At 54.1% G+C, this 24,659-nt stretch carries 18 protein-coding genes, 1 tRNA gene and 3 pseudogenes; 13 read left to right on the top strand and 9 right to left on the bottom strand.

The annotated features are described in order from the left end of the window. Window positions 1–126: 126 nt before the first annotated feature. The 3 genes from ACL2XF_RS05080 to ACL2XF_RS05070 are packed head-to-tail and all read right to left on the bottom strand — an operon-like array spanning window position 127 to window position 3,351. Window positions 127–1,743, bottom strand: coding sequence for a DHA2 family efflux MFS transporter permease subunit (locus tag ACL2XF_RS05080; protein WP_413723072.1), 1,617 nt, complete (start codon window positions 1,741–1,743; stop codon window positions 127–129). Beyond that, window positions 1,730–2,866 (bottom strand): HlyD family secretion protein, encoded by a 1,137-nt coding sequence (locus ACL2XF_RS05075; RefSeq protein WP_410014627.1) that lies wholly within the window; start codon window positions 2,864–2,866, stop codon window positions 1,730–1,732. Before ACL2XF_RS05075 ends, ACL2XF_RS05080 begins: the two co-directional genes overlap by 14 nt. Next, window positions 2,863–3,351: a MarR family winged helix-turn-helix transcriptional regulator gene (locus ACL2XF_RS05070; protein WP_410014626.1), complete on the bottom strand. Its 489-nt coding sequence runs from the start codon at window positions 3,349–3,351 to the stop codon at window positions 2,863–2,865. Before ACL2XF_RS05070 ends, ACL2XF_RS05075 begins: the two co-directional genes overlap by 4 nt. Window positions 3,352–3,554: 203 nt before the next feature. On the opposite strand from ACL2XF_RS05070, the gene ACL2XF_RS05065 reads away from it, so the two are divergent. The 6 genes and pseudogenes from ACL2XF_RS05065 to istB all read left to right on the top strand — a co-directional run bounded on the left by ACL2XF_RS05065 (window position 3,555) and on the right by istB (window position 8,832). Continuing rightward, on the top strand, window positions 3,555–5,273 hold the full coding sequence (locus ACL2XF_RS05065; protein ID WP_410014625.1) for an ABC transporter ATP-binding protein: 1,719 nt from the start codon (window positions 3,555–3,557) through the stop codon (window positions 5,271–5,273). 266 nt (window positions 5,274–5,539) lie between these two features. Beyond that, window positions 5,540–6,880 carry an anaerobic C4-dicarboxylate transporter gene (locus ACL2XF_RS05060; protein ID WP_413728155.1) on the top strand — a complete coding sequence of 447 codons (1,341 nt, stop codon included), beginning with the start codon at window positions 5,540–5,542 and terminating at the stop codon, window positions 6,878–6,880. 133 nt (window positions 6,881–7,013) lie between these two features. Beyond that, window positions 7,014–7,089 (top strand) — tRNA-Asn (locus ACL2XF_RS05055). A gap of 161 nt (window positions 7,090–7,250) precedes the next feature. Then, window positions 7,251–7,640 (top strand): annotated as a pseudogene (locus ACL2XF_RS05050) (Arm DNA-binding domain-containing protein); the annotation flags it as partial. Beyond that, window positions 7,634–8,070 (top strand): annotated as a pseudogene (locus tag ACL2XF_RS05045) (IS21 family transposase); the annotation flags it as partial. The pseudogenes ACL2XF_RS05050 and ACL2XF_RS05045, both read left to right, overlap by 7 nt. After that, window positions 8,067–8,832, top strand: a pseudogene (gene istB / locus ACL2XF_RS05040) (IS21-like element helper ATPase IstB). The pseudogenes ACL2XF_RS05045 and istB, both read left to right, overlap by 4 nt. A gap of 60 nt (window positions 8,833–8,892) precedes the next feature. On the opposite strand, the gene ACL2XF_RS05035 reads toward istB, so the two are convergent. Next, window positions 8,893–9,825: a LysR family transcriptional regulator gene (locus tag ACL2XF_RS05035; RefSeq protein ID WP_413728154.1), complete on the bottom strand. Its 933-nt coding sequence runs from the start codon at window positions 9,823–9,825 to the stop codon at window positions 8,893–8,895. An 85-nt stretch (window positions 9,826–9,910) separates the two neighbouring features. Here ACL2XF_RS05035 and ACL2XF_RS05030 point away from each other — a divergent pair, with 85 nt between their 5' ends. Continuing rightward, entirely contained in the window at window positions 9,911–10,459 is a 549-nt protein-coding gene (locus ACL2XF_RS05030; protein ID WP_413723075.1) for a nuclear transport factor 2 family protein, read from the top strand. A gap of 18 nt (window positions 10,460–10,477) precedes the next feature. Beyond that, window positions 10,478–10,882: a nuclear transport factor 2 family protein gene (locus ACL2XF_RS05025; RefSeq protein ID WP_413728153.1), complete on the top strand. Its 405-nt coding sequence runs from the start codon at window positions 10,478–10,480 to the stop codon at window positions 10,880–10,882. 282 nt (window positions 10,883–11,164) lie between these two features. On the opposite strand, the gene ACL2XF_RS05020 is transcribed toward ACL2XF_RS05025, so the two are convergent. The 3 genes from ACL2XF_RS05020 to ACL2XF_RS05010 all read right to left on the bottom strand — a co-directional run bounded on the left by ACL2XF_RS05020 (window position 11,165) and on the right by ACL2XF_RS05010 (window position 14,210). Beyond that, complete coding sequence (locus ACL2XF_RS05020) at window positions 11,165–12,076, bottom strand: SDR family oxidoreductase (RefSeq protein ID WP_413723077.1); 912 nt, start codon at window positions 12,074–12,076, stop codon at window positions 11,165–11,167. Window positions 12,077–12,559: 483 nt separating this feature from the next. Beyond that, window positions 12,560–13,444, bottom strand: a complete 885-nt coding sequence (locus tag ACL2XF_RS05015) for an FAD:protein FMN transferase (protein ID WP_413728152.1) — start codon at window positions 13,442–13,444, stop codon at window positions 12,560–12,562. Between the two features lie 187 nt (window positions 13,445–13,631). Continuing rightward, a complete protein-coding gene (locus tag ACL2XF_RS05010) occupies window positions 13,632–14,210 on the bottom strand; it encodes a nucleotidyltransferase family protein (RefSeq protein ID WP_413728151.1) in 579 nt (192 codons plus the stop codon). Window positions 14,211–15,167: 957 nt separating this feature from the next. Here ACL2XF_RS05010 and ACL2XF_RS05005 point away from each other — a divergent pair. Genes ACL2XF_RS05005 through ACL2XF_RS04995 form a run of 3 tightly spaced genes read left to right on the top strand, consistent with a single transcriptional unit; the run spans window position 15,168 to window position 19,029 of the window. Then, complete coding sequence (locus ACL2XF_RS05005; protein ID WP_413728150.1) at window positions 15,168–15,656, top strand: (2Fe-2S)-binding protein; 489 nt, start codon at window positions 15,168–15,170, stop codon at window positions 15,654–15,656. Beyond that, complete coding sequence (locus ACL2XF_RS05000; protein ID WP_413723081.1) at window positions 15,653–16,645, top strand: FAD binding domain-containing protein; 993 nt, start codon at window positions 15,653–15,655, stop codon at window positions 16,643–16,645. The genes ACL2XF_RS05005 and ACL2XF_RS05000 overlap by 4 nt, the downstream gene beginning before the upstream one ends. Beyond that, on the top strand, window positions 16,642–19,029 hold the full coding sequence (locus ACL2XF_RS04995) for a xanthine dehydrogenase family protein molybdopterin-binding subunit (protein ID WP_413728149.1): 2,388 nt from the start codon (window positions 16,642–16,644) through the stop codon (window positions 19,027–19,029). The genes ACL2XF_RS05000 and ACL2XF_RS04995 overlap by 4 nt, the downstream gene beginning before the upstream one ends. A gap of 41 nt (window positions 19,030–19,070) precedes the next feature. Here ACL2XF_RS04995 and ACL2XF_RS04990 read toward each other — a convergent pair whose 3' ends face one another. Continuing rightward, a complete protein-coding gene (locus ACL2XF_RS04990) occupies window positions 19,071–20,036 on the bottom strand; it encodes an XdhC family protein (protein ID WP_413728148.1) in 966 nt (321 codons plus the stop codon). A gap of 487 nt (window positions 20,037–20,523) precedes the next feature. After that, a complete protein-coding gene (locus ACL2XF_RS04985; protein ID WP_413728147.1) occupies window positions 20,524–21,858 on the bottom strand; it encodes an NTP/NDP exchange transporter in 1,335 nt (444 codons plus the stop codon). A gap of 578 nt (window positions 21,859–22,436) precedes the next feature. Between ACL2XF_RS04985 and ACL2XF_RS04980 the strand changes: the two genes are divergently transcribed. Further along, entirely contained in the window at window positions 22,437–23,267 is an 831-nt protein-coding gene (locus ACL2XF_RS04980) for an oxidoreductase (protein ID WP_413728146.1), read from the top strand. 279 nt (window positions 23,268–23,546) lie between these two features. After that, window positions 23,547–24,593 (top strand): NAD(P)-dependent alcohol dehydrogenase, encoded by a 1,047-nt coding sequence (locus ACL2XF_RS04975; RefSeq protein ID WP_413723086.1) that lies wholly within the window; start codon window positions 23,547–23,549, stop codon window positions 24,591–24,593. Window positions 24,594–24,659 lie beyond the last annotated feature (66 nt).

Here is a 24,659-nt window from a genome sequence, read left to right as displayed (position 1 = left end):
GACCGATCGTCTATAAAAATCGAGTGTAACCTGTTCCACCGCGCGGTTTATTGCGCCGGATCATGATCCGGCAAACGCCAGGCCAACCGGCCTGGCGAACGTCGCGGGCAGCGTTACCCGGAGGAATCAGTCATGCGCGGTGACCGCGGCAGGCGCCGGCTCCGCCTGCAATTGCGTCGCCGGCCGGTTCCGGCCGCGCATAAACCACGCCGGGATAATCGCCAGGAAGAAAAACACCGCCACGATATAAAACCCGTCCTGATAGGCGAACAGCTGCGCCTTCGGCACCAGCATGGTTTCCAGGTAGGCCATTGAGCCGGGATTCACGCCTTGCGGTAAGCGGCTGCCGAACGGATTGCCCCAGTGGGAATAGAGCAGCGCCAGGCGGGAGATGGATTCCGCCGCCGTGGCGTTGGCGGCCGTCAGCGCCTGCGCCAGGGCGTCGCCGTGAAAAATGGTACGCCGGTCGATAATCACCGACAGCAGGTTAACGCCAAAGGCGCCGCCCAGCTGGCGGACAAAATTAAGGCTGCCGGATCCCTGGGCCAGCTTATCCGCCGGCAGCGCCCGCAGCGCCCCGGCGTTCAGCGCCGGCAGCATAACGCCCAACCCGATACGACCCAGCACGACCCACAGGGCCATGGTCCAGAAAGGGGTATCGACATCGACGCCGCCGGACAGCCAGCAGGACAGGCCGAAAATCGCCAGCCCGGCCATCACCGGCAGATGCGGCGGCAGGCGATCGCTCAGTTGTCCGGCAATGGGAAATATCAATCCCAGCACCAGCCCGGAGGGCATCAGCAATAATCCGGAGCGGGTGGGCGTATACCCCTGCACGGTTTGGACAAACAGCGGGATGATATAGGTGGAACCGTAAATGCCGGCCCCCAGCGCGAAGGCCACCACGCACCCGGCGGAAAAACGCAGGTTATTGAATACCCGCAGGCTAAGCAACGGCTGCGGCGCCACCAGTTCCCACAGGATAAACGCGGCGGCGGTTATCAGGGCGGCGGCAAACATGCCGATAATAAAAAAAGAATCCCATCCCTCGCGCTGGCCGTTGGACAAACCGGTGAGCAGCGTGATCAGCGCGCAGACCAACAGCAAAAACCCGAGGCCGTCGAACCTGCGGCGCGGCGCGGCGGCCTGCTTATCCAGCCCCGGCAGGATAACCATCGCCGCCGCCATGCCGGCAACGCAGAATGGCACCACCACCAGAAAGACAAAACGCCAGTCGTACTGATCGACCATCAGGCCGCCGACCGTCGGCCCCAGCGCCGGGGCCAGCACCACGCCCACCCCATAGATGCCCATGGCCTTGCCGCGCTGCGCGGGAGGAAATACCTGCGAGAGCACCACCATCGCCATCGGCTGGATAATGCCCGACGCGCAACCCTGTAGCACCCGGGCCAAAATCACTTCGGCGCCGCTGGCGCTGGCAAAGCCCAGCAGGCTGCCGGCGATAAACACCGCCAGCGCGCCGACAAACGCCCGCCGGTAGCCGAACCGCTCCAATACCCAGGCGGTCATCAGCATGGTGGCGGTCATCGAGGCTAAAAAAGCGGTGGAGAGCCATTGCACCTGATCCTGCCCCAGGCCAAACGCCCCCATGATATCGCGCATGGCCACGTTAACGATGGTGGCGGTGGCGGTGGTGGCGATGGTGCCCAGCATCACCGTGCCGGTGGCCAGCCAGCGATACGCGGGACCAAAACGCTGCGCCTGGGTCTCAATGGGCGACATTGATGGCCACCTCAACCATCAGGCCGGGTTTCAGCCGCGCGTCGGCCTGGTCAAAGGCAATACGCACCGGCACCCGCTGGGTGATTTTGGTAAAGTTGCCGGACGGATTGGGACTGGGCAGCAGGGCGAATTGATTGGTGGCGGTATTGCCGACCCGGATCACGTGCCCATGGGAAACCAGATCGGGATAGGCGTCGATGCCGATATCCACCGGCTGGCCCACCGCCACCTTATTCAGCGCCGTTTCCTTAATGTTCGCCTCCACCCAGACGTTGTGCGGATCGTGGACCATCATCACCCACTGTCCTGCCTGCACATAATCCCCCACATCGCCCAGCGTACGATCCACCACCCCGTCCACCGGCGAGCGCAGGGTACGATCGGCGATTTCCTGGGTAATCTGCTGCGCCTGCGCCGTCAGCGCCACCAACTGCTGGCGCTGCATATCGATCTGCCGGTCCAGCACCTGCAGCTGCCCGCGCTGCGCCCGGGCATTGGCCAGCGCCGCCCGCTGCGACAGCAGCTGCGCCTCGGCCTCCCGCTGCTGATCCTGACGCTGCAGCAGGGCGGTATGGCTTTCATCCCAGGTCTTGCGCGGCGTCAGTCCGCTTTTCACCAAACTATCGTCACGCTGGAAATTGGCTTGCGCCAGCGCCAGCTGATGCCCGGCGTCGGACAGCGTCGACTCCGCCACGGTCAGTTGCGCCTGCGCCTGCTCAAGGGTGGCCTGGGTGGTTAAATCGGCGGTCTGGCGCTGCGCCTCGGTATAGCGGATTTGCGCATTGGCGGATGCCAGGTCGCCTTGCACCGCCGCCAGCCGCAGCCGGGCGTCGCGGTCGTCGATCTGCGCCAGGACCTGGCCTTTTTTAACATGATCGCCATCCATCACCGGACGCGCCACCAGCCAGCCGTCCACCCGGCTGGCCAGGGTCACCACCTCGCCGCTAATATGGGCATCATTCTCGGCCACATGGGCAAAACGCCAGTCAAGCCAGGTGATAAACCAGATAGCCAGCGCTATCACCACCACCAGCCCGGCGATAACCCAGGTTTTCTGCCGATTGTTAAGACGTTTAAACCGGGTGAGGGACAGAAATCGCCGCTCGTGTACACCACTATTCATACGGGTTCCCTGTCGACGACGGCCAAACTGACCAGCACCTGTTCCAGCAAACGGTTCATTTGTTCGATATCGTTATCGTCCACGCCGGCCAGCGCCCGATCGCGCACCTGCTGGGCCATCCCCTCCACCTGCTGGACCCGCTGCATGCCGGATTCGGTCAGATGGATCTCTTTGGCGCGGCGATCGCTGCCTTCGCGCCGCTCGATAAACCCCTGGTTTTGCAGGTTATCCAACAGGCGCACCACCGAGGACGCATCCAGATAAATGGCTTCGGCCAGGTCTTTTTGCAGCATCGGCTTGTCCGCGCGCGCCAGGTATAACAGCGGCACCCAGGTGGCTTCCGTCAGGCCATAGGGCTGGAGCTTGCGATCGATAACCCGCCGCCATTGCCGCGCGGTCTGGGCAATCAGGTTGGCGAAATGGCGCTTGGGCGACGGAGCGGGCAGCGTTGAATCGGTTAAAGACGAGGTAGGTGTTGATGACATAGGGAATAGATTCCAACACATTAGTTGATATATAAATAATAACTCCCTGTACCTATATATTGTCAAGACTTTACCGGCGCGACACGCCATTCCCCCTGCCCCATTGACCTTACTGGCGATTACGAGGCATTATCATTTGGTCAACATATTCATAATCATCGTAAAAGTGATCCCGCATTGCGATTTTGTCAGAGGACGCATTGATGCTCCGCCGTTTTTTTAGCTACTACCTTCCTTATAAGCGCTTGTTTGCGCTCGATTTCGGCTGCGCCATTCTCGCCGGCCTGCTTGAGCTGGGTTTTCCCATGGCGGTAAAACTCTTTATCGACAAATTACTGCCCGCCCAGGACTGGGTGCTGGTATGCGTCTCCGCCGCCGGCCTGCTGCTGATTTATTTGCTCAATACCGGGCTGATGGCGGTGGTTAACTATTGGGGCCACGCCCTGGGCGTGGGCATAGAAACCGATATGCGCCGCGAGGCGTTTAATCATCTGCAGAAGCTCTCGTTCCGTTATTACGACAATACCAAGACCGGCCACATCATCACCCACGTCACCAAGGATCTGGAGGAGGTCGGCGAAATCGCCCATCACGGCCCGGAAGATCTGTTTATCGCCCTGATGACGTTTATCGGCGCGTTTATCCTGATGGCCACCGTCCATGTGCCGCTGGCGATGCTGACCGTTATCATTGTCCCCGCCATGACCTGGCTGGTCAGCAGCCAGGGCGCGCAGATGACGGACACCTGGCGCAAGCTGTTCCGCCAGGTGGGTAATTTCAACGCCCGCATCGAGGAGAGCATCGGCGGCATCCGCGTGGTCAAGGCCTTTGCCAACGAACGCCAGGAAGAAGCCCTGTTTGCCCGTGATAACGACAGCTACCGCGCCACCAAGCTGCGCGCCTACCGCATCATGACCGCCAGCCTGACCCTAAGTTATCTCAGCACCCGCCTGGTCCAGCTGATCGTGATGGTTGCCGGCACCTGGTATGTTATCAAGGGCGAGCTAAGCTACGGCGGTTTTGTCGGTTTCCTGCTGCTGGTGGAAGTCTTTTTCCGCCCGGTTGCCAAGATTTCGGCGGTGCTGGAGAGCTATCCCAAGGGCATTGCCGGCTTTAAGCGTTTTACCGGGCTGATGGATACCGTGGCCGATATCACCGACCGCCCCGCCGCCCTGGCGGTGGACAGCCTGCGCGGCGATATCGTCTATCGCGACGTCAGCTTCGGCTACCGGGCCGATAAACCGATCTTCAGCCATCTGAACCTGACCATCCGCGCCGGCGAAACCGTGGCCTTTGTCGGCCCGTCCGGCGCGGGTAAAACCACGCTGTGCTCTTTGCTGCCGCGCTTTTATGACGTGGATGCCGGAAGCATCAGCGTGGACGGCATCGATATCCGCGATATGACCCAGGCTTCGCTGCGCGGCAATATCGGCATTGTGCAACAGGACGTATTCCTGTTCGGCGGATCGATCCGCGAAAATATCGCCTATGGCAAACTGGACGCCACCGATGAGGAAATCTGGCAGGCGGCGCGGCGGGCGCGCCTTGACGAGCTGATCGCCGCCCTGCCGGAAGGACTGGATACCCTGGTGGGCGAGCGCGGGGTAAAGTTGTCCGGCGGCCAGAAGCAGCGTCTGTCCATTGCGCGTATTTTCCTGAAGAACCCGCCAATCCTGATCCTCGACGAAGCCACCTCGGCGCTGGATACCGCCACCGAGCAGGCCATCCAGCACTCGCTGTCCGACCTGTCACGGGGACGTACCACGCTGGTGATAGCCCATCGCCTGGCCACTATCCAGCATGCCGATCGCATCGTGGTGGTGGATACGCAGGGCATTATTGAACAGGGCAGCCACAAGGAACTGCTGTTGCGGCACGGCACTTATGCCCGCCTGCATCAGGCCCAATTCGGCGCGGCCTGATTGCCGCGCGAATTAACCGAATAGCGTTGAAGTTATGTTAATGAAATAACCTCAACGGCTATTCTTTTTGACCAAAAACAATAATCATCCATTAATTACAAGGCAATGCAATTATAACTCAGGGTATTATATCTTGTGACTCATCTCGCCTATTAATCAATTTTCTCGTAATAACACCCCTATCTTAGATTTGACGCAACGAATTGTGTGGTCAACAGGCCGATATTAGCGGTTAACAAAAAACGTTAACTTTCTTTGAGGAATGTATGGACTTCTTTATTCAACTGGCCGTTATTCTGGCCTGTCTGTTATACGGCGCCAGAAAGGGCGGTATCGCCCTCGGCCTCCTGGGCGGTATCGGGCTGGTTATCCTGGTCTTCGTCTTCCATCTCGAACCCGGTAAACCCCCGGTCGACGTCATGCTGGTGATTATCGCCGTGGTCGCCGCCTCCGCCACCCTGCAAGCCTCCGGCGGCCTGGACGTCATGCTACAAATCGCCGAGCGACTCCTGCGGCGCAACCCCAAATACGTCTCCATCGTCGCCCCCTTCGTCACCTGCTGCCTGACCATCCTCTGCGGCACCGGCCATGTGGTCTACACCATTTTGCCCATCATCTACGACGTGGCGATTAAAAATAATATCCGCCCCGAACGTCCCATGGCCGCCAGCTCCGTCGGCGCCCAGATGGGTATTATCGCCAGCCCCGTGTCGGTCGCGGTGGTCTCCCTGGTGGCCATGCTCGGCAATGTGTCTTTTAACGGCCGCCACCTCGACTTCCTCGACCTGCTGGCCATCACCGTTCCCTCCACCCTGTGCGGCATCCTGGCCATCGGCATTTTCAGCTGGTTCCGCGGCAAGGACCTGGATAAGGACGAGGTGTTCCAGAAATTTATCGCCGACCCCGAAAACCGCCACTATGTCTACGGCGATACCGCCACCCTGCTCAACCAGAAGCTGCCGCGCAGCAACTGGGTGGCGATGTGGATTTTCCTCGCCACCATCGCCGTCGTCGCGCTGCTGGGCGCGATGCCGCAGCTGCTGCCGGTGTTCGGCGGCAAACGGCTGTCGATGGTATTGGTTATCCAGATGTGCATGCTGTTTTCCGGCGCCCTGATTATCATCGCCACCAAGACCAACCCGGCGGCCATCTCGAAAAACGAAGTCTTCCGCTCCGGCATGATTGCCATCGTGGCGGTCTACGGCATCGCCTGGATGGCGGAAACCATCTTCGGCGCGCACCTGGCCGAAATCGAAGCCAGCCTCGGCGCCATTATCAAGGTCCATCCCTGGGCCTACGCGCTGGCGCTGCTGGTGGTCTCGAAGTTCGTCAACTCCCAGGCCGCGGCGCTGGCGGCGATTGTGCCCCTGGCCCTGGCCATCGGCGTCGACCCGGCCTATATCGTCGCCTCGGCGCCCGCCTGCTACGGCTATTATATCCTGCCGACCTATCCCAGCGACCTGGCGGCTATCCAGTTTGACCGTTCCGGCACCACCCATATCGGCAAGTATGTCATCAACCACAGCTTTATCCTGGTGGGCCTGATTGGCGTGGGCGTCTCAAGCCTTGTCGGCTGGATCCTGGCCGCCGCCTACGGCTTTTTATAATAATCCGCTAGAAAATCCCGCCGCATTGCGGCGGGATGCGGGCGAATGCGCAATCTCTGAGCAAACAGACCCTTTACGTCCCTTCCCCCTTTGACATCGCCCACCACCATCGCTATTATGCGAACCCAGCGATTCCTCTGTAGTTCAGTCGGTAGAACGGCGGACTGTTAATCCGTATGTCACTGGTTCGAGTCCAGTCAGAGGAGCCAATTTCTTGTTTTCATGCCGCTTTACGAATCCCTATGTGGTTCATATTCAATAAGTTAGCGTGAGAAATCTTCCCGATGCATTTTCAGTTTTCCCTCTGCATCGGGAGAATTTGGTGGTCAGATTTGGGGTCAAGTTGGTTCGATGACGGAGTGACCCCCAAATGTCTCTTAACGACACAAAAATCCGCAGCTCAAAACCATCCGCTAAACCCTTCAAAGTTTCCGATTCTCATGGCCTGTACCTTTTGATCAATCCCGGCGGTTCACGTCTCTGCTATATCAAATATCGCATCAATGGTAAGGAATCCCGGCTTGGCTTAGGGGCTTATCCCGATGTTTCTCTGGCTTACACCCGGCAGCAACGTGATGGCATACGCAAGCCGCTGGCGCAGAATATCAATCCAGCACAGCAACGTATCGCAGAGATAGCTGCCAGCTCCCCTGAAAAATCCTTTAAACACGTTGCATTAACCTGGCATAAAAGCAATCGAACCTGGTCACAGAACCACTCCGTACGTCTGCTTGCCAACATGAACAATCACATCTTCCCGAAATGTGCCAACCCTACCGCGCGCAGACAAAGGGCAAGGTCGAGCGCTTCAACGGTTACTTGTGGCGTTCGTTTTATGTGCCGCCGGCAAGTCGTCTGAGCCAGAGCGGCTTGCAGCTCGATGTCGTCACCGCCAATGCCGAAGTGGCGCGTTGGCTGCGAGAAGTTGCCAACGACCGGGTGCACGGCACGACACAGGAAAGGCCGGCGGCACGGCTGGCAAAGGAAGTGCCCTGTCTACAGGCGCTGGCTGTGCCCTGGCGCGGGAATATCGCTGCTGCGCGGCCACAAGGGCAAGCCGCAAAGGAGCCCGCCCCGCCACGTCGGCCGGCAATCGTGCCTGAGCGGCTGGCAGAAACGACGCCTGAGCAGCACCCCTGGCCGTCTATGAGCAACTGCTGTTCAACGTCCGGCAAGGGATGGCGGTATGAACTTACAACATGAACGGATAGCCCGGTTGTGCGAGACTCTGAAGCTCTCCTTCATGGCACAAGGCTACGGCGCGGCGGCTCAGCAGGCGGCCAAGGATGAGACGGCTTACAGCGACTTCCTGGAGGCGTTGCTGCGCAAAGAGGTCGCGGGACGGAACGTGCGAAAACAAAGCATGATGACACGCATGGCGGGCTTCCCGGCGATCAAGACGCTGGAACAGTTCAACTATGACTTCGCCAAAGGCGTTAAGCGCAGCCAGATTGAAGAACTGGCCGGACTGGGATTTATCGAACGCAACGAGAACGTGGTGTTGGTCGGCCCCAGCGGCGTGGGCAAAACCCATTTGGCGATGGCGCTGGGTTACAAGGCAACGCAGGCCAACATCAAAACGCGTTTTACGACAGCATCGGACTTGCTGCTGGCGTTGAGCACGGCACACGCGCAAAACGGTGATGCGCCGGGCCATCAAGGCTTACCGCCTGCTTATCATCGATGAAATAGGCTATCTACCGATGAACCGCGAGCAGGCCAACCTGTTCTTCCAGGTGATCGCGGCGCTCTACGAAAAGGGCAGTTTAATCGTGACCAGTAACCTGCCGTTCGGGCAGTGGGATGCAACGTTCGCGCATGACGCCACCCTGACGGCGGCACTACTGGATCGGCTGCTGCATCATGCCCATATCGTGCCGATTGCCGGCGAAAACTACCGACTCAAGCACCAACGGCAGGCCGGAATGGTTCATGGAAACAAAGTAGCCTGATCCAGCAGTGAAATCAGTGAACAACCAGGACTTGCTAGTATTGATACAACCCCGGCTAAATTATCCGTTTCGCAACCAGTCAATAAATGCCCTCATCGCTGGCGATATAGCTTTACCCACGATCCAGCAAAGGTAATATCCATCAAACTGACTCTCCCATGCCTCGAGAACGCGATGAAGCGCGCCAGAGTCGAGATGAACACTCACTCTTTCCGCTGTGACCTGAGCAACGCCGATCCCCGCGATGGCAGCCCGATATTGACGTTCCCGGTCATCCACTACCAGATTTCCTGTAACGGAAATATTTTTTAACTGTCCATTAAAAGAAAACTGCCAGGGCTCTGGGGTCACCTTGCCCGGCCAACGCCAGCCAATGCAATTATGCTGGCTTAAATCTTCCGGCTGTTTAATGTTTCCACGTGCTTCAAGATAGGATGGCGCGGCCACCACTATTTGATGTAACCGCTCACCAATGGGAACCGCAACTAATCCTGGGTCAAGTACTTCACCAAGCCGTAGAGAGAGATCGAATCGTCCCGCCATAAGATCCGCGGGGCAGTCATTTATCGTGAGATCAATATGCACATCGGGGAAAGAGGCAAGAAAACCCGCTACCTTACAATCCAGAAACATTTCAGCAGCCGAACGAAAGGCATGAATTCGAATATTTCCTTTAACGATACTGCTTCGCGAATGCGCTTGCATGAACGCATCGGCAAGATTTTCCAGTAATGGCGCAGTTTGAAGATACAGCACTCGCCCCTCCTCAGTGAGACACACTGAGCGTGTGGTGCGATTTAAAAGTCTCAATCCCAAGCGCTCTTCAAGTCCCTGGATTTGTTGGCTGACCGCAGAGGCGGATATACCGAGTTTGTCCGCCACAGCCCTGAAGTTCAGTTTCTCCGCCACCATGATAAAAGTCTTAAGCGCCAAAAAATCCGAACGGCTAATCATTACTACCTCTCTATTATTAAATTGCTCTAATAACTGCATCCAGTTATGGCTGTATTAATTAATTAAAAAGAACAATTATAATAGCGGCAATCCAGACAAACCAGCAAACTAGGAGAAGGGGCTAATGGTTGACAGAAACCGACTTACCTTAGAACAACGACTGCAGATAACGGAAGATAAGCTGGCCATTTATGAGCTTATTGCCTCTCATCCCCCCAGTGCCGACAGCGGGCTCGCTGAATATACGGCCTCTGTTTATATGGAGGATGGTGTGTTTAATCGAGGTGAAGGGTTAGATGGTGCTAAAGGCGTGAACGCGATCGCAGCATTTATTCTCAGACCAGCACATGAAAAGGCAATTAAAAGCGGACTAGCACATTTTGCCGGGCTGCCGCTTATCGACTTACGAGGCGATACGGCTATTGTCACCTCCTATTTACAGCTATTACAGTTGGATCAACAGGGAGAACCACGTGAGATGGCCAACCATGGATATTCTACCGGGTATCGTATCCATCGGGTAGTGGTTAATCGTTGGGAGCTGGAACGTCACGATAATCGCTGGAAAATACGCAGCAGAACGCTTCTTCCTGTCGACGGAACCGATGCGCCGCGTCAACTGTTAGCCCGCGGTCTCTCTGATATTCTTAAAAGCACACGTCAGAATTCATAAACAGCCAGGAGATACATAATGAGTGAAGAAAATCGCCAGTTCTTATCGTCGCTTTTCCAGTCGGTAGCCAACCAAGGATGGGGAGAGAATTTTATGGCCGCATTACACGAGGATCTGGAATTTAATGCACTGGGAACTTCGCCAGTTTCAGGATGCTATCGGGGGAAGATAAACTACAGGAATAATCTTCTTAACCACCTTGATGACAAACTGGAATCATGGCCTGTGCCGATCATCGATGCAATGATAGTTGACGGAGATTATGCCTGCCTGCGTTTCCATGCTACAGGCGGTAAAGGTAAAAACGGCGTGAACTTCAATATGCAATACTGCTGGGTACTGCGCATAAAGGATAAACAAATTGTAAAAATCTGGGGGTATTATGATTCGATCATCATGAATGCACTTTTTGAAAAGTCGTAACTAAAATTGAGTGACAGTTGTTTGATAAAAAATAAATTACCGCAAAAACATAGCTTTATACTAAAAAACAGTAGGGCTAATAATCAACTTCTATAAAAGAAGTATTGCTGAAATATAGTTATATTAAGATATTCATAAACCAGTGACGTATGCCATACTATGACCAGTCCCCCCTCTGGTTAATCCATCGCCAGGCTAGTAATGTTTAATGGGAAGAGATCACTGATATAAAGCCCCCGAGAGCACAGTCAGAGGAATCCATCAGCACTTCCCCGATGGAACTCAGTCTTTGAACCGCCCACGGACAGCATTAAGTTCGCGGATAAACGTGGGGGGTTCCTTGGCGAGGGGTAAACTGTCCCGGTCCCGAATGGCGTCGTAGCCGTCGATAGGATCGACCGGCAGTGCCGAGAAAAGCGGCTCCAGATCGGACTGGGCAGCGCCTTGTTCGGCGACCAGCTCAAAGGTTTTGCGATTCGCGGCAGGCGAGGTCAGCGAAGCGACGAGGACCTGGGCGATCTGGGCACGGGCAACCACACCGTCGGAAGGCGATCCGGCCCAGTGCGTGTCTCCTTGTCGCATCACGAGACGGTGCTGTTCGGGTGTATTGTAGTCAAACCATCCGGGACGAACGATGGTGTAAGGCAGACCACTGGCGCGCACAAGCCGCTCCCCACGCCGCTTCCAGTCGTGTCCGATAGTGGGTTTCGTGACACCGACCGTGGTCATTAGAGCGATCCGCGCCGGGGCTTGCAAAACGCTCAAGATGTTGCGCACCGCGCCGTAGTTCACCTGCTCGGCTCCTTGCGGATCGTTCCCGCTGATGCCATGTGTGAAGATGATGCCTGTGACGCCTGCGACCGCGTCGTGCAGTGTCTCGGCCCGGGTCAGGTCACCCACGACGACCTGGACGCCAGCGGGGAACAATTTCGCCTGGCCCGGATCACGCACCAGAGCCCTGGTCTCATATCCCTTCCTGAATGCTTCCGCGACGACCGGTCTGCCGATGCTACCGCTTGCACCGACAACCAGGACAACAGGTTTATTTGTACTCATTAGCTTCTCCGGTCCGGGATCACTTTCAGTTGATTGTAAAGCCGCCTGCGGCTGCTTCGAAGCGGCGATGGCAGTGCCGGCTAACAGTAAATGAGCAAGCATGAGCGTCAGAAATATTTTGCAGGCGAAACAATTCATGTCGCACACTCCCTGAGTGATATCAATAAGATGTTATATCGCACGGCTCCGCCATCGTGTGAATTGCTGCATTGCTTTGCCTCTTTGTCGAGACAAACCATCACCCCAGAGATCGACGTAAGCGGGCGGTGCGGCAGTCGGTGACGCCCGAATAAGAAGCACATTGAGAACCCGAACGGAAGCGGCATTGCCAGTGGTCTGTGTTTGTCTAAATCCAGCATCGATGAATTCAAATGCGACAAACGGTCCTCATTAAAGCTATAAGGTGCAAACAGGGCATAGCGCCAAGCCGGGATGACATTTATGTCCTCACATTGAATTCTTTTTCAGCACGACCCATCTTACGTAGGAAGCTGACTTTAATTAAGAGGGTTATAACGCATTCAATGTTGAATGAAATTAATAAATAACTTCACGTCAGCGCCGGATTAACGGCTCTGGCGGTAAGCAATGTTCTGTGCAACCGTTAGCGTTTCGCAAACCTCAGAAATAGAGTTCACCTTTAAAATTCCCGGAAGCTTCTGCGTGTCCATCGGCAAACATCCTTACAAATTCGAAATCGAAATAATCCACCAGTTGTTCCTGTCCGACAAAAAACAGCGCCGTCGCCAGGCCATCCGCGGTGGCGGCATCGTCGGCAACAGCCCAGGTTGCAACGACATCTCGAACCGGTAGTCCTGTGCGGGCATCAAGCACATGATGGAGTCCATCACCCCATGCCCGTCGGTTAACTGCGGATGCACACAGCGCGCGTCCCTGTAAAGCGGCAACCCCGATCGCCATTGTGGGATTGAACGGATGCTCCAGCCCAATCCGGAGGGTGGATCTCCCAAAGTGACGGATATCACCACTGCCATCGACGACAAACTGGTCAAAACCTGCATCTCGGAGAATTTCAGAAACCATGTCCACCAGGTAACCTTTTCCCACAGCGCCAACATCGATCACAACAGCCCTGCGTGTGTTAAGCGAAGTTCCCTGACGCATAATGTCCTTCGACCAGACCGCTGTGTCACTCTCTATTACTGCGTTCCTGACCAGGTCAGGCGCGGGTTTAAGCGTATAATTTCTGTCATAACCGAGCAATTCGAGGGCACGCCCCACCAAGGGATCCACGGCACCGCCGGTTATGGCGTGCAGCCGGTCATAGAGAGAGAATAATGCGTGCGCATCCTCAGGAAAATCAAAACATCCTCCATTGGGCGCCGCGGCGATTCGAGACACCAGAGAATCTGCTCGAAAGCGCGAATAAACCGCCTCAAATAGCGCGATCCTATCAAGGATGGATTGACGCACACCGGTCCCCAATGGGATAAGCGTCTCGATTTCCCATCGGGTTCCTATGGCCTCAAATGAAAATTTTCCCATATACCGCCTTTTCAATACCCTCAAACTCCCTTATGCGCCGCGGTATGCCTTTCACCTTACCGCATGGTTTATTTCCGCGGCATAACCATGAATTAATCACACGCAGCCGAGGTCAAGGGCCGAAGCGTCCCGATGGCTATTTCCACGCCGTGACACCCTATCCATCTTGAAATTAACAATAGTTACATCAGATTACTTGTGCATCAGGCTTGGGCGGCAGGTCGATATCGGTAATCACCCCGCTATCGTTAACATCTATTAGCAAGGGGGGATACCTTCTCAGCACCTCTTTTGCCCCACAAACGCCCCGCAATTGCAAAAGCACATCAATCGCCTGCGCGGAAAAACCTACCGGATGCCCTGGTTGATGACGATATACCGGCCTGACAGTCACATGCTGGTCAAGCGCAAGTGCAACTTGCTGATAAATAGCGTGGCTGACAAAAGGCATATCAGCTAATTGTACCAACCACCCTTTCCAGCCCCGACACGTATTTACCCCCGCGGCAATCGTTTCTCCAAGCCCATCGGTATCAGCACAGCTAAAAGTCACGTGGAAAGTCCGGCATATCTGATGAATTGACGTGTAAGAGGAACGAGTCACAACGTGAATTGGTAGGCCAGAACGACTCGCATTGAGCAAGGTCTGCTGGAACACAGTGACGCCATTATCAAGCAGATGCTCGAGTTTGAGTCCTATACCGCCGGCTGTTCTATATCGAAGCCCGTGACCGGCGGCGGCAATCAGTATACCAACAGGAAGCATTGCCCTTGCCCTCTCGCAACACATTCGATGAATCGCCCCATAACGTACAACCGTCGATATCATGATTAACCATTATAATTATACATCTCACATCTGGAAGGTTAACTTTATTGTGGTTTAGGCATTTTGTGACTGATAATCAAGATCTTGTTAACCTTATGCTATACCTGATCAATGAACCCATGACACATTGCATCCTCTCGCCAAAACGCGGCTATCTTCATTAGGTATGAAATATTGTGTTGCCAAAGATCGGGTGGCGAATCGAGGCGTGTTTTCCAAACTCGGAATGACACAGGTATAAATTTATGTATTAAATGCTATTAATCAATGCGTTAAAGAGATTTAATCACTAAATCTATCGCCTTTTATTCATGATTTAATGGCGACACAACCAGATCATATGATGAACAGTTATGAATAATTTTCACTAAGCCTAGCAAGTTTCAACAATAATCAATTGCTGCCCACCTGTTAAACTTACACGGTGAAAATGTTTACTGAATGTCAGCGTTTTGAATTTTACGGCATAGGATAGAGACAACATGACCCTACGTTATATATGACGCTATCGCGGTTTCATGCTGTCATGATTTAAGTTAAAAAACGTTCATATCATTAGAAAATAAAGCGTTTTTAGCGATGATAATAGAAGGGATTCTAAATATTAAAAAAGTAGATGCGCGATTAGAAATCTGCACCGGTGGCTGAGATATAGCAGTTAATCGTTATTATAATAAATACTGATTACGACTCTCTATTCAGATGGGTATTTTTAGACTCAAAATTGGGTTATGTCCATGCCAAGAGTAAACGATCCGATATTTATCATTTAATGCTTACATAGCTAAATCTTATAGTAACACCTTGTCAAAGGGATATTTGCATTCGCCATTATAACGAGAGCGCAACCTTGTTGCATTCAAGATGAATCCTACTTATTACTGGAATACAAATATGGCTGAAAACATACCGTTAAACATCATTGTCAATGGTGAGCCTCATGAGCTTTCTGTTGATCCCCGGGTTACCCTTCTGGACGTGCTGCGCGAGCACCTGGCGCTGACAGGCACTAAAAAAGGCTGTGACCAAGGCCAATGTGGTGCCTGTACCGTACATATTGATGGGAAACGCGTGCTGAGTTGCCTGACCCTGGCGGCGCAAGCAGACGAAAAACAGATAACAACCATCGAGGGATTGGTCAAACGCGATGGTACTTTACATCCTGTACAGGCGTGTTTTTTGCAACATGACGCTTTTCAGTGCGGTTATTGCACACCGGGACAAATTATGTCGGCGGTGGCGTGCATCAGGGAGGGACATGCCGGATCCGAACAAGAGATCCGCGAATACATGAGTGGCAATATCTGCCGCTGCGGCGCCTATCCGCATATCGTCGATGCCATCAAACAGGCGGCCCTTGCGCTGAATAAGGAGTCGGCATGAATGAATTCTCTTACCATCGGGCACAAACTTTAGATGATGCATTGTCGCAGGTCACCCCTGAAGGCGGGCGTATTCTGGCCGGCGGCACAACCCAACTGGATTTGATGAAGTGTAATGTTGAAAAACCGCAGCGGCTTATCGATATCACCCGCCTGCCCGGTTTGAGCGACATTTTTTTCTCGGCGCAGTCCATCCGGTTCGGGGCGCTGGTACGGATGAGTGAATTGGCAGCTCATCCGGATTGCCGCAATCTCGCTCCGGTTGTTTACGGCAGTCTTTGGCAGGCCGCCTCTCCCCAGATCAGAAATATGGCGACTATTGGCGGCAACCTGCGCCAGCGTACCCGCTGCGTTTATTTTCGCGATCCGGAAACATTTTCCGCGTGCAATAAGCGTCACCCCGGATCCGGGTGCGCCGCTCTTAAGGGCATTAACCGTAATCACGCGATACTTGGCGCAAGCGCCAGCTGTGTCGCGGTGTATCCGGGAGATTTGGCGGTCGCGCTCACGGCCTTCGACGCCAGAGTGATATTACGCAATACCGCCCAGCGTGAACGCAGTGTCCCTATTGGACAATTTTATCAATTACCTGGAACCACGCCTGACAAGGAACACGACATTGCGCCAGATGAGATCATTATCGCTGTCGAAATACCACGTGTTCCCGCGTTGGAACACTCCTATTATTTGAAAGTGCGCGATCGCGCGTCCTATGAGTTCGCCGCGGCCAGCGCGGCGGTGGGTATCGAACTGGATGGTCGAATGATCCGTGATGTGCATATTGCGCTCGGCGGCGTGGCCACCAAACCCTGGCGTGCAGTCCAGGTTGAAAACGCCTTGCGCGGCAAGACATTCAGTGAAGAAAACATCAGTGAAGCGGCACAGTTGGTCATCGCGGATGCCCGGCCATTGGAGCACAATCATTTTAAAATGGTGCTCGCGCCGAAGGTTATTACCCGCGCATTGCTCACCGCAGGAGGATTATCATGAAGCAAGAAACCGATAAGGTACGCCGCGGCTTGCTTAAAGCGACAGCCATTGCTTCCGTCGTCAATGGAAGCGGTATTGGTTTTGGTTCGGCGCAGGCGGCGCAACAAACCGGGACCGCCACGCCGCCCGAAACCGGGAAATATGAGGCCCTGGGGGCCGCCCGCCCGAGGGGCGACGGCGCGGTGAAAGTCAGTGGAGCAGCCACCTATGCTGTTGAACACCAGGTAGCCAATGTACTTTATGGCGTCGTCATTCAATCCACCATTTCCAGCGGCCGAATTATCGGTATGCAGACGGACGCCGCCCTGGGTGCGCAAGGGGTCGTCGCCGTTTACACCCATTTAAACACGTTGAAGATACACAGACCCACGCCGATATCCCAGGGGGGAGCGGCGCAATCAACCTATACTCCGCTTCAGGATGACCGGATTATCCACAACGGGCAAAATATCGGTATTGTGATTGCCGAGACTTTTGAGCAAGCCACCTATGCGGCCTCGCTGGTTAAAGTTGAGTATCAGGAGACGCAGGCCCTGATCGCGGCGACCGATCCCAACGCCAAGCCTAAAAACATGGATGCGCTTAGCATCAATATCGGCAATGCACAGCAGGCTATGGCCAGCGCCGACGTTAGAATAAGCGGCCATTACATCACGCCACGCGAATACAATATGCCGATGGAACCCCATGCCTGTATCGCCCAATGGCAAGATAACAAGCTGACGGTATGGGAGCCAAGCCAGTGGGTGGCGGGCGCCCAGGTGGAGATCGCCGAATGGATGGGCATCGACAGGAGCGATGTCCACATTATTTCTCCTTATGTCGGCGGGGGATTTGGCTCCAAACCGGTGCCCTACAGTCATGTTGCGCTGGCCTGTGCCGCGGCACGGGAGTTAAAACGTCCGGTGAAAGTGTCGTTAACCCGGCCGCAGACGTTCACCGGTTTTGGCGGACGAGCGGCGACCTCACAACATTTAGAGATGGGCGCGACGCGTGACGGCAAGATAACGGCCATTATTCACGACAGTTTTAGTGAAACATCCTTAGACGACGTTTACGCTGAGAACTGCAATCGTGTGACGGCGCGGCTGTATGGCATTCCCAATGTGCAGTCCCGCCATCGTGTCGTGCCTATCAATACCGTGACTCCGGGCTGGATGCGCGCGCCGGGAGAAAACCCCAGCGCCTTCGGTTTGGAAGTGGCGATGGATGAAATGGCTTATGCGCTTAATATCGATCCGCTTGAACTCAGGTTGCGTAATTGGGCTGATCATGACTATCAGCTCAACAAACCCTGGAGCCTGCGCCGGTTGCGCGAAGCTTACCTTGAAGGCGCGAAAGCCTTTGGCTGGGTTAAGCGCAGCATGGCGCCGCGGTCAATGCGCGAAGGTCGTGAGCTCATCGGCTGGGGTATGGCCTCGGGAACCTATCCGGTAAACCTTCAGCCCGCTGAAGCAAAACTCATTTTGCAACCCGACGGCAGGTTTATTTTGCAGAGCGCCGGGGCGGATATAGGGACCGGGACCTATACCATACTGGCGCAAACGGCCGCGGAAGTACTGCAAATCCCCTCAGAAAAGATAACCGTGCAGCTTGGCGATACCTTTTTGCCCAGGGCTGGTGTTGCCGGTGGCTCCCAGCTCGCTGGCAATCTGGCGGCCGCAGTGAATAAAACCTCTTCTTTGATGAGGGAGCGTTTGTTGACCTTGGCTGTCGAGACGCCGGATTCGCCGCTGCATGGGGTTGACCGCGGGCGTTTAGTGCTGGCTAATGGCGAAATCCGTATGGCGCTGCGCCCCAGTAAGACCATCACCCTATCACGATTGCTTCAGGTGGCGAATATGGACCGTCTGGAGGTGACAGGCGGCACATTTTCGCAGGATGCATCGTCTGAGGAGCGGGATAAAATTGTGGGAGCACTGAATACCATGACCCGGCCGCAGGATGTTTCCGCCCACAGCTGGAGCGCTCAATTCGTCGAAGTCAGGGTTGATCAGGATTTTGGCACCGTACGCGTCAAACGCATGGTAGGCGCCTTTGATAGTGGCCGTATTTTTAATCCCACGCTCGCACGGAGCCAATGGATTGGCGGTATGATTATGGGGCTGGGCCAATCATTGCTCGAGGAAGGCATTATCGACCCTAATAACGGTCGGGTGATCAATAATAATTTGGCTGACTATCTGGTGCCGGTCAATGCCGACGTTCCCGAGATTGTCACCATTGATGTGGGCCAGCCTGACTACAAGGCGACAACCATGGGCGGTAAAGCCGTGGGAGAATTGGGTATTGTCGGGGTTGCCGCGGCGATAAGCAATGCGGTGTTTCACGCGACCGGCAAGCGTATCAGGGAACTGCCTATCACCATGGATAAATTGATTTAATAAGGAAGGGGCTTATCACCAATAAGCCCCTATAATCCTTGCTACGGGATATGATTTTTTTCTTTCACAATATGGCACATAACCGACAAGGCAATTTCCGCCGGGGTTTTACTGCCAATATTGATGCCGATAGGTGCATGCACCCGTTCCAGTTGCTGAGAGGTTAACCCCCCTATTTCAGCCAGCCGGCGTAACCGGGTATTGCTATTACGCTCCGACCCCATCACACCCAGATAAAACGCCGGGGTATTGACCGCTTCCATTAAGGTCAAATCATCAATACGCGGATCATGCGTCAATGCCACTATTGCAGTATTGGCATGGCAACCATTGAGCTCCAGGTACCTGGCGGGAAATACATTTTTCAGGATGGCCTGGCGGTGAATGCGATGTCTGAAGTTATCAAGGATATCGTCCCGAGTCTCACATATGATGGTTTCGAAACCCAGCCCAACGGCAAATTCCATGCAACAAATGGCCACTTCTGACAAGCCGGCGATGATGACGCGCGGCGCTGCCGCAATAGTCAGAACGATTTTTTCATCATGACGTTCTACCACCGTACTGCTACGCCATTCCGCTTTTTCAAGAGATTCGCAACTAAACGGCGGCGCAACGACTTTTCGCAAAGAAAATCGCCCTAGGAGCGCCTGGTGCAATTCCACAAGACGGTTTGTATAGTGCGATGCCACGGGTAAATACTCAATAAGAATATCAAGCACACCGCCGCAGGGCAATGTGCGATCAGGGGGCAACCCGCCCTCGCCATAACGGACAACCTGGCTTGCATGCCGGAACTCACCTTCCTGTATCCTGCGAATAAAATCTTCTTCGATACACCCTCCTGACAATGAACCGCAGAATTGACCTGCCATATTGATAGACATCATGGTGCCGGGTGGGCGGGGGGAAGAGCCAAACGTGTTCAATACGGTGCAAAGCCACACCGGTTGTGTTTTAATCCAATTAATTGCGTGTTCAATGACCATGATATCGAGATTTTGCATTCTTAGAGTCCCTGAAAATTTAGGTATTAAATTTTCGCGCAAGCTCAGTTAAAATATAGAAAAGCATGAACTTAGCTTCAACAAACGAAATATCAATTTTCCGTATCGCGAAACCCTTAAAGAATCCAAACACCCTATTCTTTTAGAAACATTGATTGCTGATAGAGTGACACCGCAGTAAATATAACTTTCTTTAATAAAATCAGCGAAGAACAAGAATACTTTAGTATAGCTAATAAAATAAAATTGACTATACCGATATATTGATAAGGCCTGTGAGTTTTTTTCATTAATTCAACTGGCTATTTTAGTAAAATTACATGAAATAAATATTCATCTATTATTTTTCATCGGCCATACGGTATCTATTTCAGTGAGCATCTGAATGCCCTAGGGATATTATTGCGAATCAATCTGAAACAATTTAGCATATGACTTTTCCGCCAAATATCGGGCGACCACAGCCGTATGGCGCGAAAGCTTCATCTCAATCAGTCTCTCTGTTAACAGTTCTGGATAGCGTTAGCTGGCTGCGGGTCCCAAGCCAGACACTTAAGCCGAGCCAAAGCGCGGAAAGCGGCACGGCGACGATGGAAATACCCGTCATGCTCAACCCCAGCCCCACCAGTCCGGCATAGGTCCACCCTGCGACCTGATCGCCGACGCGATACACCACGGTATCGATGAAATTTTTTGCCTTATAACGATCCTCGCGAGCCACTGAGGTGAACAGGACCTCGCGCGTGGGCCTTGCCAGGCTGAAATTCGTCACCCGGCGTATCACCTGTACCACGACGAATAAACCGATCGCCGGATAGGCGGCAATGCCGGCAAATCCCACCAGGCTAAACAGCGGCAGCGCGCACAGAGTGACCACCACGCCCAGCCAGCCGATAAGACGTCCGGTCAGGAAAAGCTGTAAAACCAGGGTGATGGCATTCACCCAGAAATCTATACGGGCAAAAAATACCGTCCTGGCCGCGCTGTTCACAAAATTACCCTCGGCAATACTGGCCTGCTGAAAATACAAAAAGGTGGAGGTGACGCTATAAAACAACATGAAAAACGCAATGCCCAATAAATAGGGGGAGCGAAAGGTATGCGTCATGCCGGCGAACAGTCCCCCGCCCAGGGCCTTATTGGATTCGTCGCCCCGCAGGGGGCGTTGGAAGACATCGCTGACCCTGGACAGCCGGCGCGAAGCAAACACGGCCATCTCAAGCAGGATCATGGCAATGATAAGCAAACCGTTCTGCCCCACCATTTCAACAAAACCCGCCGTCAGGCTCGACCCCACCAAACCGCCGAGCGTCGCCCCGGCGGCCAGGAAACCAAACAGCCGTTTGCCTTGTTCACGGTCGAACACATCGACGATAAACGACCAGAATACCGACACCACAAACAGATTAAAGACGGAAACCCAAATAAAGAATGCCCTGCCGACCCACACCGATTGGCCGGGTGTGGCCACCGTCATCAGCAGCATGAAGATAAGCAGGTTGACGATAAAAAAACGATAGGTTACTGCAATAAAACGCTCGCGCGGCCATCGCCGCACCGCGGCGGCAAACAGGGGATTCACCGCCAGCATCGCCAGCAGCGTGCCGGTAAAAAGCCAGGGCAAATTGCGCACGCCGCCCGCCACGCCCAACTCATCCCGAATCGGCCGCAACACATAATAAGCCAGGAAAAGGGCAAACACATACAGCCAGGACCATGCCAGCGCCGGGATCTCTTCAGGTTGGATATTAACGATCCGTCGTAACGAACCGGTGAGTGTGGTGATAACTCTTTTTTTGCCATTGATCAATTTTGTGGGCATGGCATGACTATTCCGTCGTTTTTGGGTCTATTAAGCGTTAATGGGCCGTATCCAGAGTTTCCAGAGCCAACGCAGCGATTATTCCAACACTAAACTTAACAGGCGCACACTGTATAAAACAGTCCGCAAATCCGCATAGACTTATGAAAATGGTGCATTAATGGTAATTTTCTCCTCCTCGGCGATGTCGCCTTTTCCACGCTATATCACCTATGACTGTTCCTAATGAATATGAAGGGATGGTCCTGGCTCTCGGAAAGTAAAGTAATCCCAGCACGAAGACTCATGAATATCACTCATAACGGCAAGTAAAACATAAGAGTAATTTTTCATCACTATTTCTTCTATAGTCCCTTATATAAGCAATTGATTATTCTTTTGCGGAAATGAATGGATTTTGATCAGGTTCGTGTGAGTAAAAATGATATTCCCCCTTTCAGTACTGATGAGGAATATTTATCAGCTATCACTCAAGAATCTGCTTATCGGATGCTTCATCATTGTTAAAAACTGTAGCTTATGCGAAAGAAAACGCTTCCGTCCCGAACGATAACACAATTTTCTGAGGTACTTTCTCTATGCCAACATGGTTAATTACCGGTTGTTCCACCGGACTTGGTCGCTATCTCGCTCAGGCGGTTCTTGAGCGTGGATGGAACGCGGTGGTTACCGCGCGGGATCCGGTAAAGGTTCAGGATATTGTCACATCCTATCCCGACACCGCGCTGGCCGTGGCGCTGGATGTGACCGACAGCACCCAGATCGCCGAGGTGGTGCGCCAGGCTGAAGCTCGCTTCGGCGGGGTGGACGTGCTGGTGAACAACGCCGGCCACGGCTACCGCGCTGCGGTGGAGGAAGGCGACGAGGCAGATGTCGACGAACTGTTCGCCACCAATTTTTTTGGCCCAATAAAGATGATCAAGGCGATACTGCCCGGCATGCGGTCCCGGCGCAGCGGCGCCATCGTCAACGTTTCATCCATCGCCGGTCGCGGCGCCGAGCCAGGGTCCGGATATTACGCGGCGACCAAATTCGCACTAGAGGGTATGTCGGACGCGCTGCGAAAAGAGATCAGTCCGCTTGGTATCAAGGTGCTGGTGGTGGAACCCGGTGCGTTTCGTACAGATTTTGCCGGCCGTTCATTGCAGCAATCAAAGACTGTTATCGCTGATTACGCCAATACCGCCGGACTGCGCCGGAAAGAAAAGGATAATAGCCATGGTAAGCAGCCCGGCGATTGCGCGCGCGGTGCCCAGGTAATCATCAAGGCCGTCGAGGCGGCTGACGCGCCCTTCAGGCTGCTATTGGGCAGCGATGCCGTTAAGTATGTCCGCTCCCAATTGGAAACCCAGCTAACAGAAGTGAATGCCTGGGAAAAAATCAGTGTCACCACCGATTTTCCCAGTTGAGATCTCCGCCGCCGCGGCTTACTTATTTCCCCAGTCAGGGCGGCGATAATGGCATTGTTAATATTCTGGCAGTGGCTTGCGGGTATCAACCAAGAGGATAAGGCAAGAATCATCCATGAATACGCCTATTGTTTAGCCGCCAAAGTATTACTCTTTTTACAGCACAACGCGATATATTCACAATGCCGGATACGACTGCTTTAATAAATAGCAGACAATTCAGGACCTTCAAGAGTTCTGTTCCTGAATTATCATTATCCAGAACAAGGGAGTCAACAGATGAAAACCACCGGCTATGCCGCCTTCAGTACCACTACCCCATTGGCGCCGTTTGTATTCGAACGGCGCGCGCTGCGCCCTAACGATGTCGCCATGGAGATACTCTTTTGTGGAGTCTGCCATTCGGATCTGCATACGGCGCATAACGACTGGGGCTGGACAACCTACCCTATTGTCCCCGGTCATGAAATTGTCGGCCGCGTCACCGACGTCGGCCCCGACGTCACCCGCTATAAGGTGGGTGATGCGGTGGCCGTAGGCTGCATGGTGGACAGTTGTATGGAATGTGACCAGTGCCATAACGGAGAGGAGCAGCTGTGCCGGGAAGGCAATACCGGCACCTACTGTGGTCTGGACCGCATTACCCATGAACCGACACAAGGCGGTTACTCCAAGCATTTAGTGGTGCGCGAAGAGTTTGTGCTGCGCGTGCCGGACGGGCTGGATCTTTCACGGACCGCACCGCTACTGTGCGCCGGCATCACCACCTATTCACCGCTGCGCACCTGGAACGTCGGTCCGGGCAGCCGGGTCGGCGTGATTGGCCTTGGCGGGTTGGGCCATATGGCGGTCAAGCTGGCGGTTGGCCTGGGCGCGGACGTGACTGTCCTGAGCCGCACCGCCAACAAGGAAGCCGATGCCCTTGCCCTGGGCGCCGACTGCCTGCTGATTTCCACGGATGAGGAGGCCATGGCGAAAGCCGCCTCCGGGTTCGATTTGATTATCGACACCGTGCCGGTCAAGCACGATCTCAATCCTTATATGCCGCTGCTGGATATCGACGGCACATTAGTACTGGTGGGCCAGGTCGGTCCCCTTGCCGAACCGAGCACCGTGCCTCTGATCCTGGGCCGTCGCCGGATCGCCGGCTCGCCCATCGGGGGCATTCGCGAAACCCAGGAAATGCTCGACTTCTGCGCAAAGAAAAACATCCTGCCCGACTGCGAGATGATCCGTATGGATCAGATAAACGAGGCTTTTACGCGGATGGAACAGGCGGACGTACACTATCGTTTTGTGATAGACATGGCCTCTCTACCGGCTTGATACTGTATGGATTTTAGGTAATTAGCTACTTTTATCATTACAATACAGGTTGAGTCACGGTGATTT

The organism is Sodalis sp. RH19 (assembly GCF_047324215.1).
Taxonomy (GTDB): Bacteria; Pseudomonadota; Gammaproteobacteria; order Enterobacterales; family Enterobacteriaceae; genus Acerihabitans.
The sequence above is the reverse complement of the archived record's forward strand: the minus strand, read 5'-3'. Positions and strand labels throughout refer to the sequence as shown.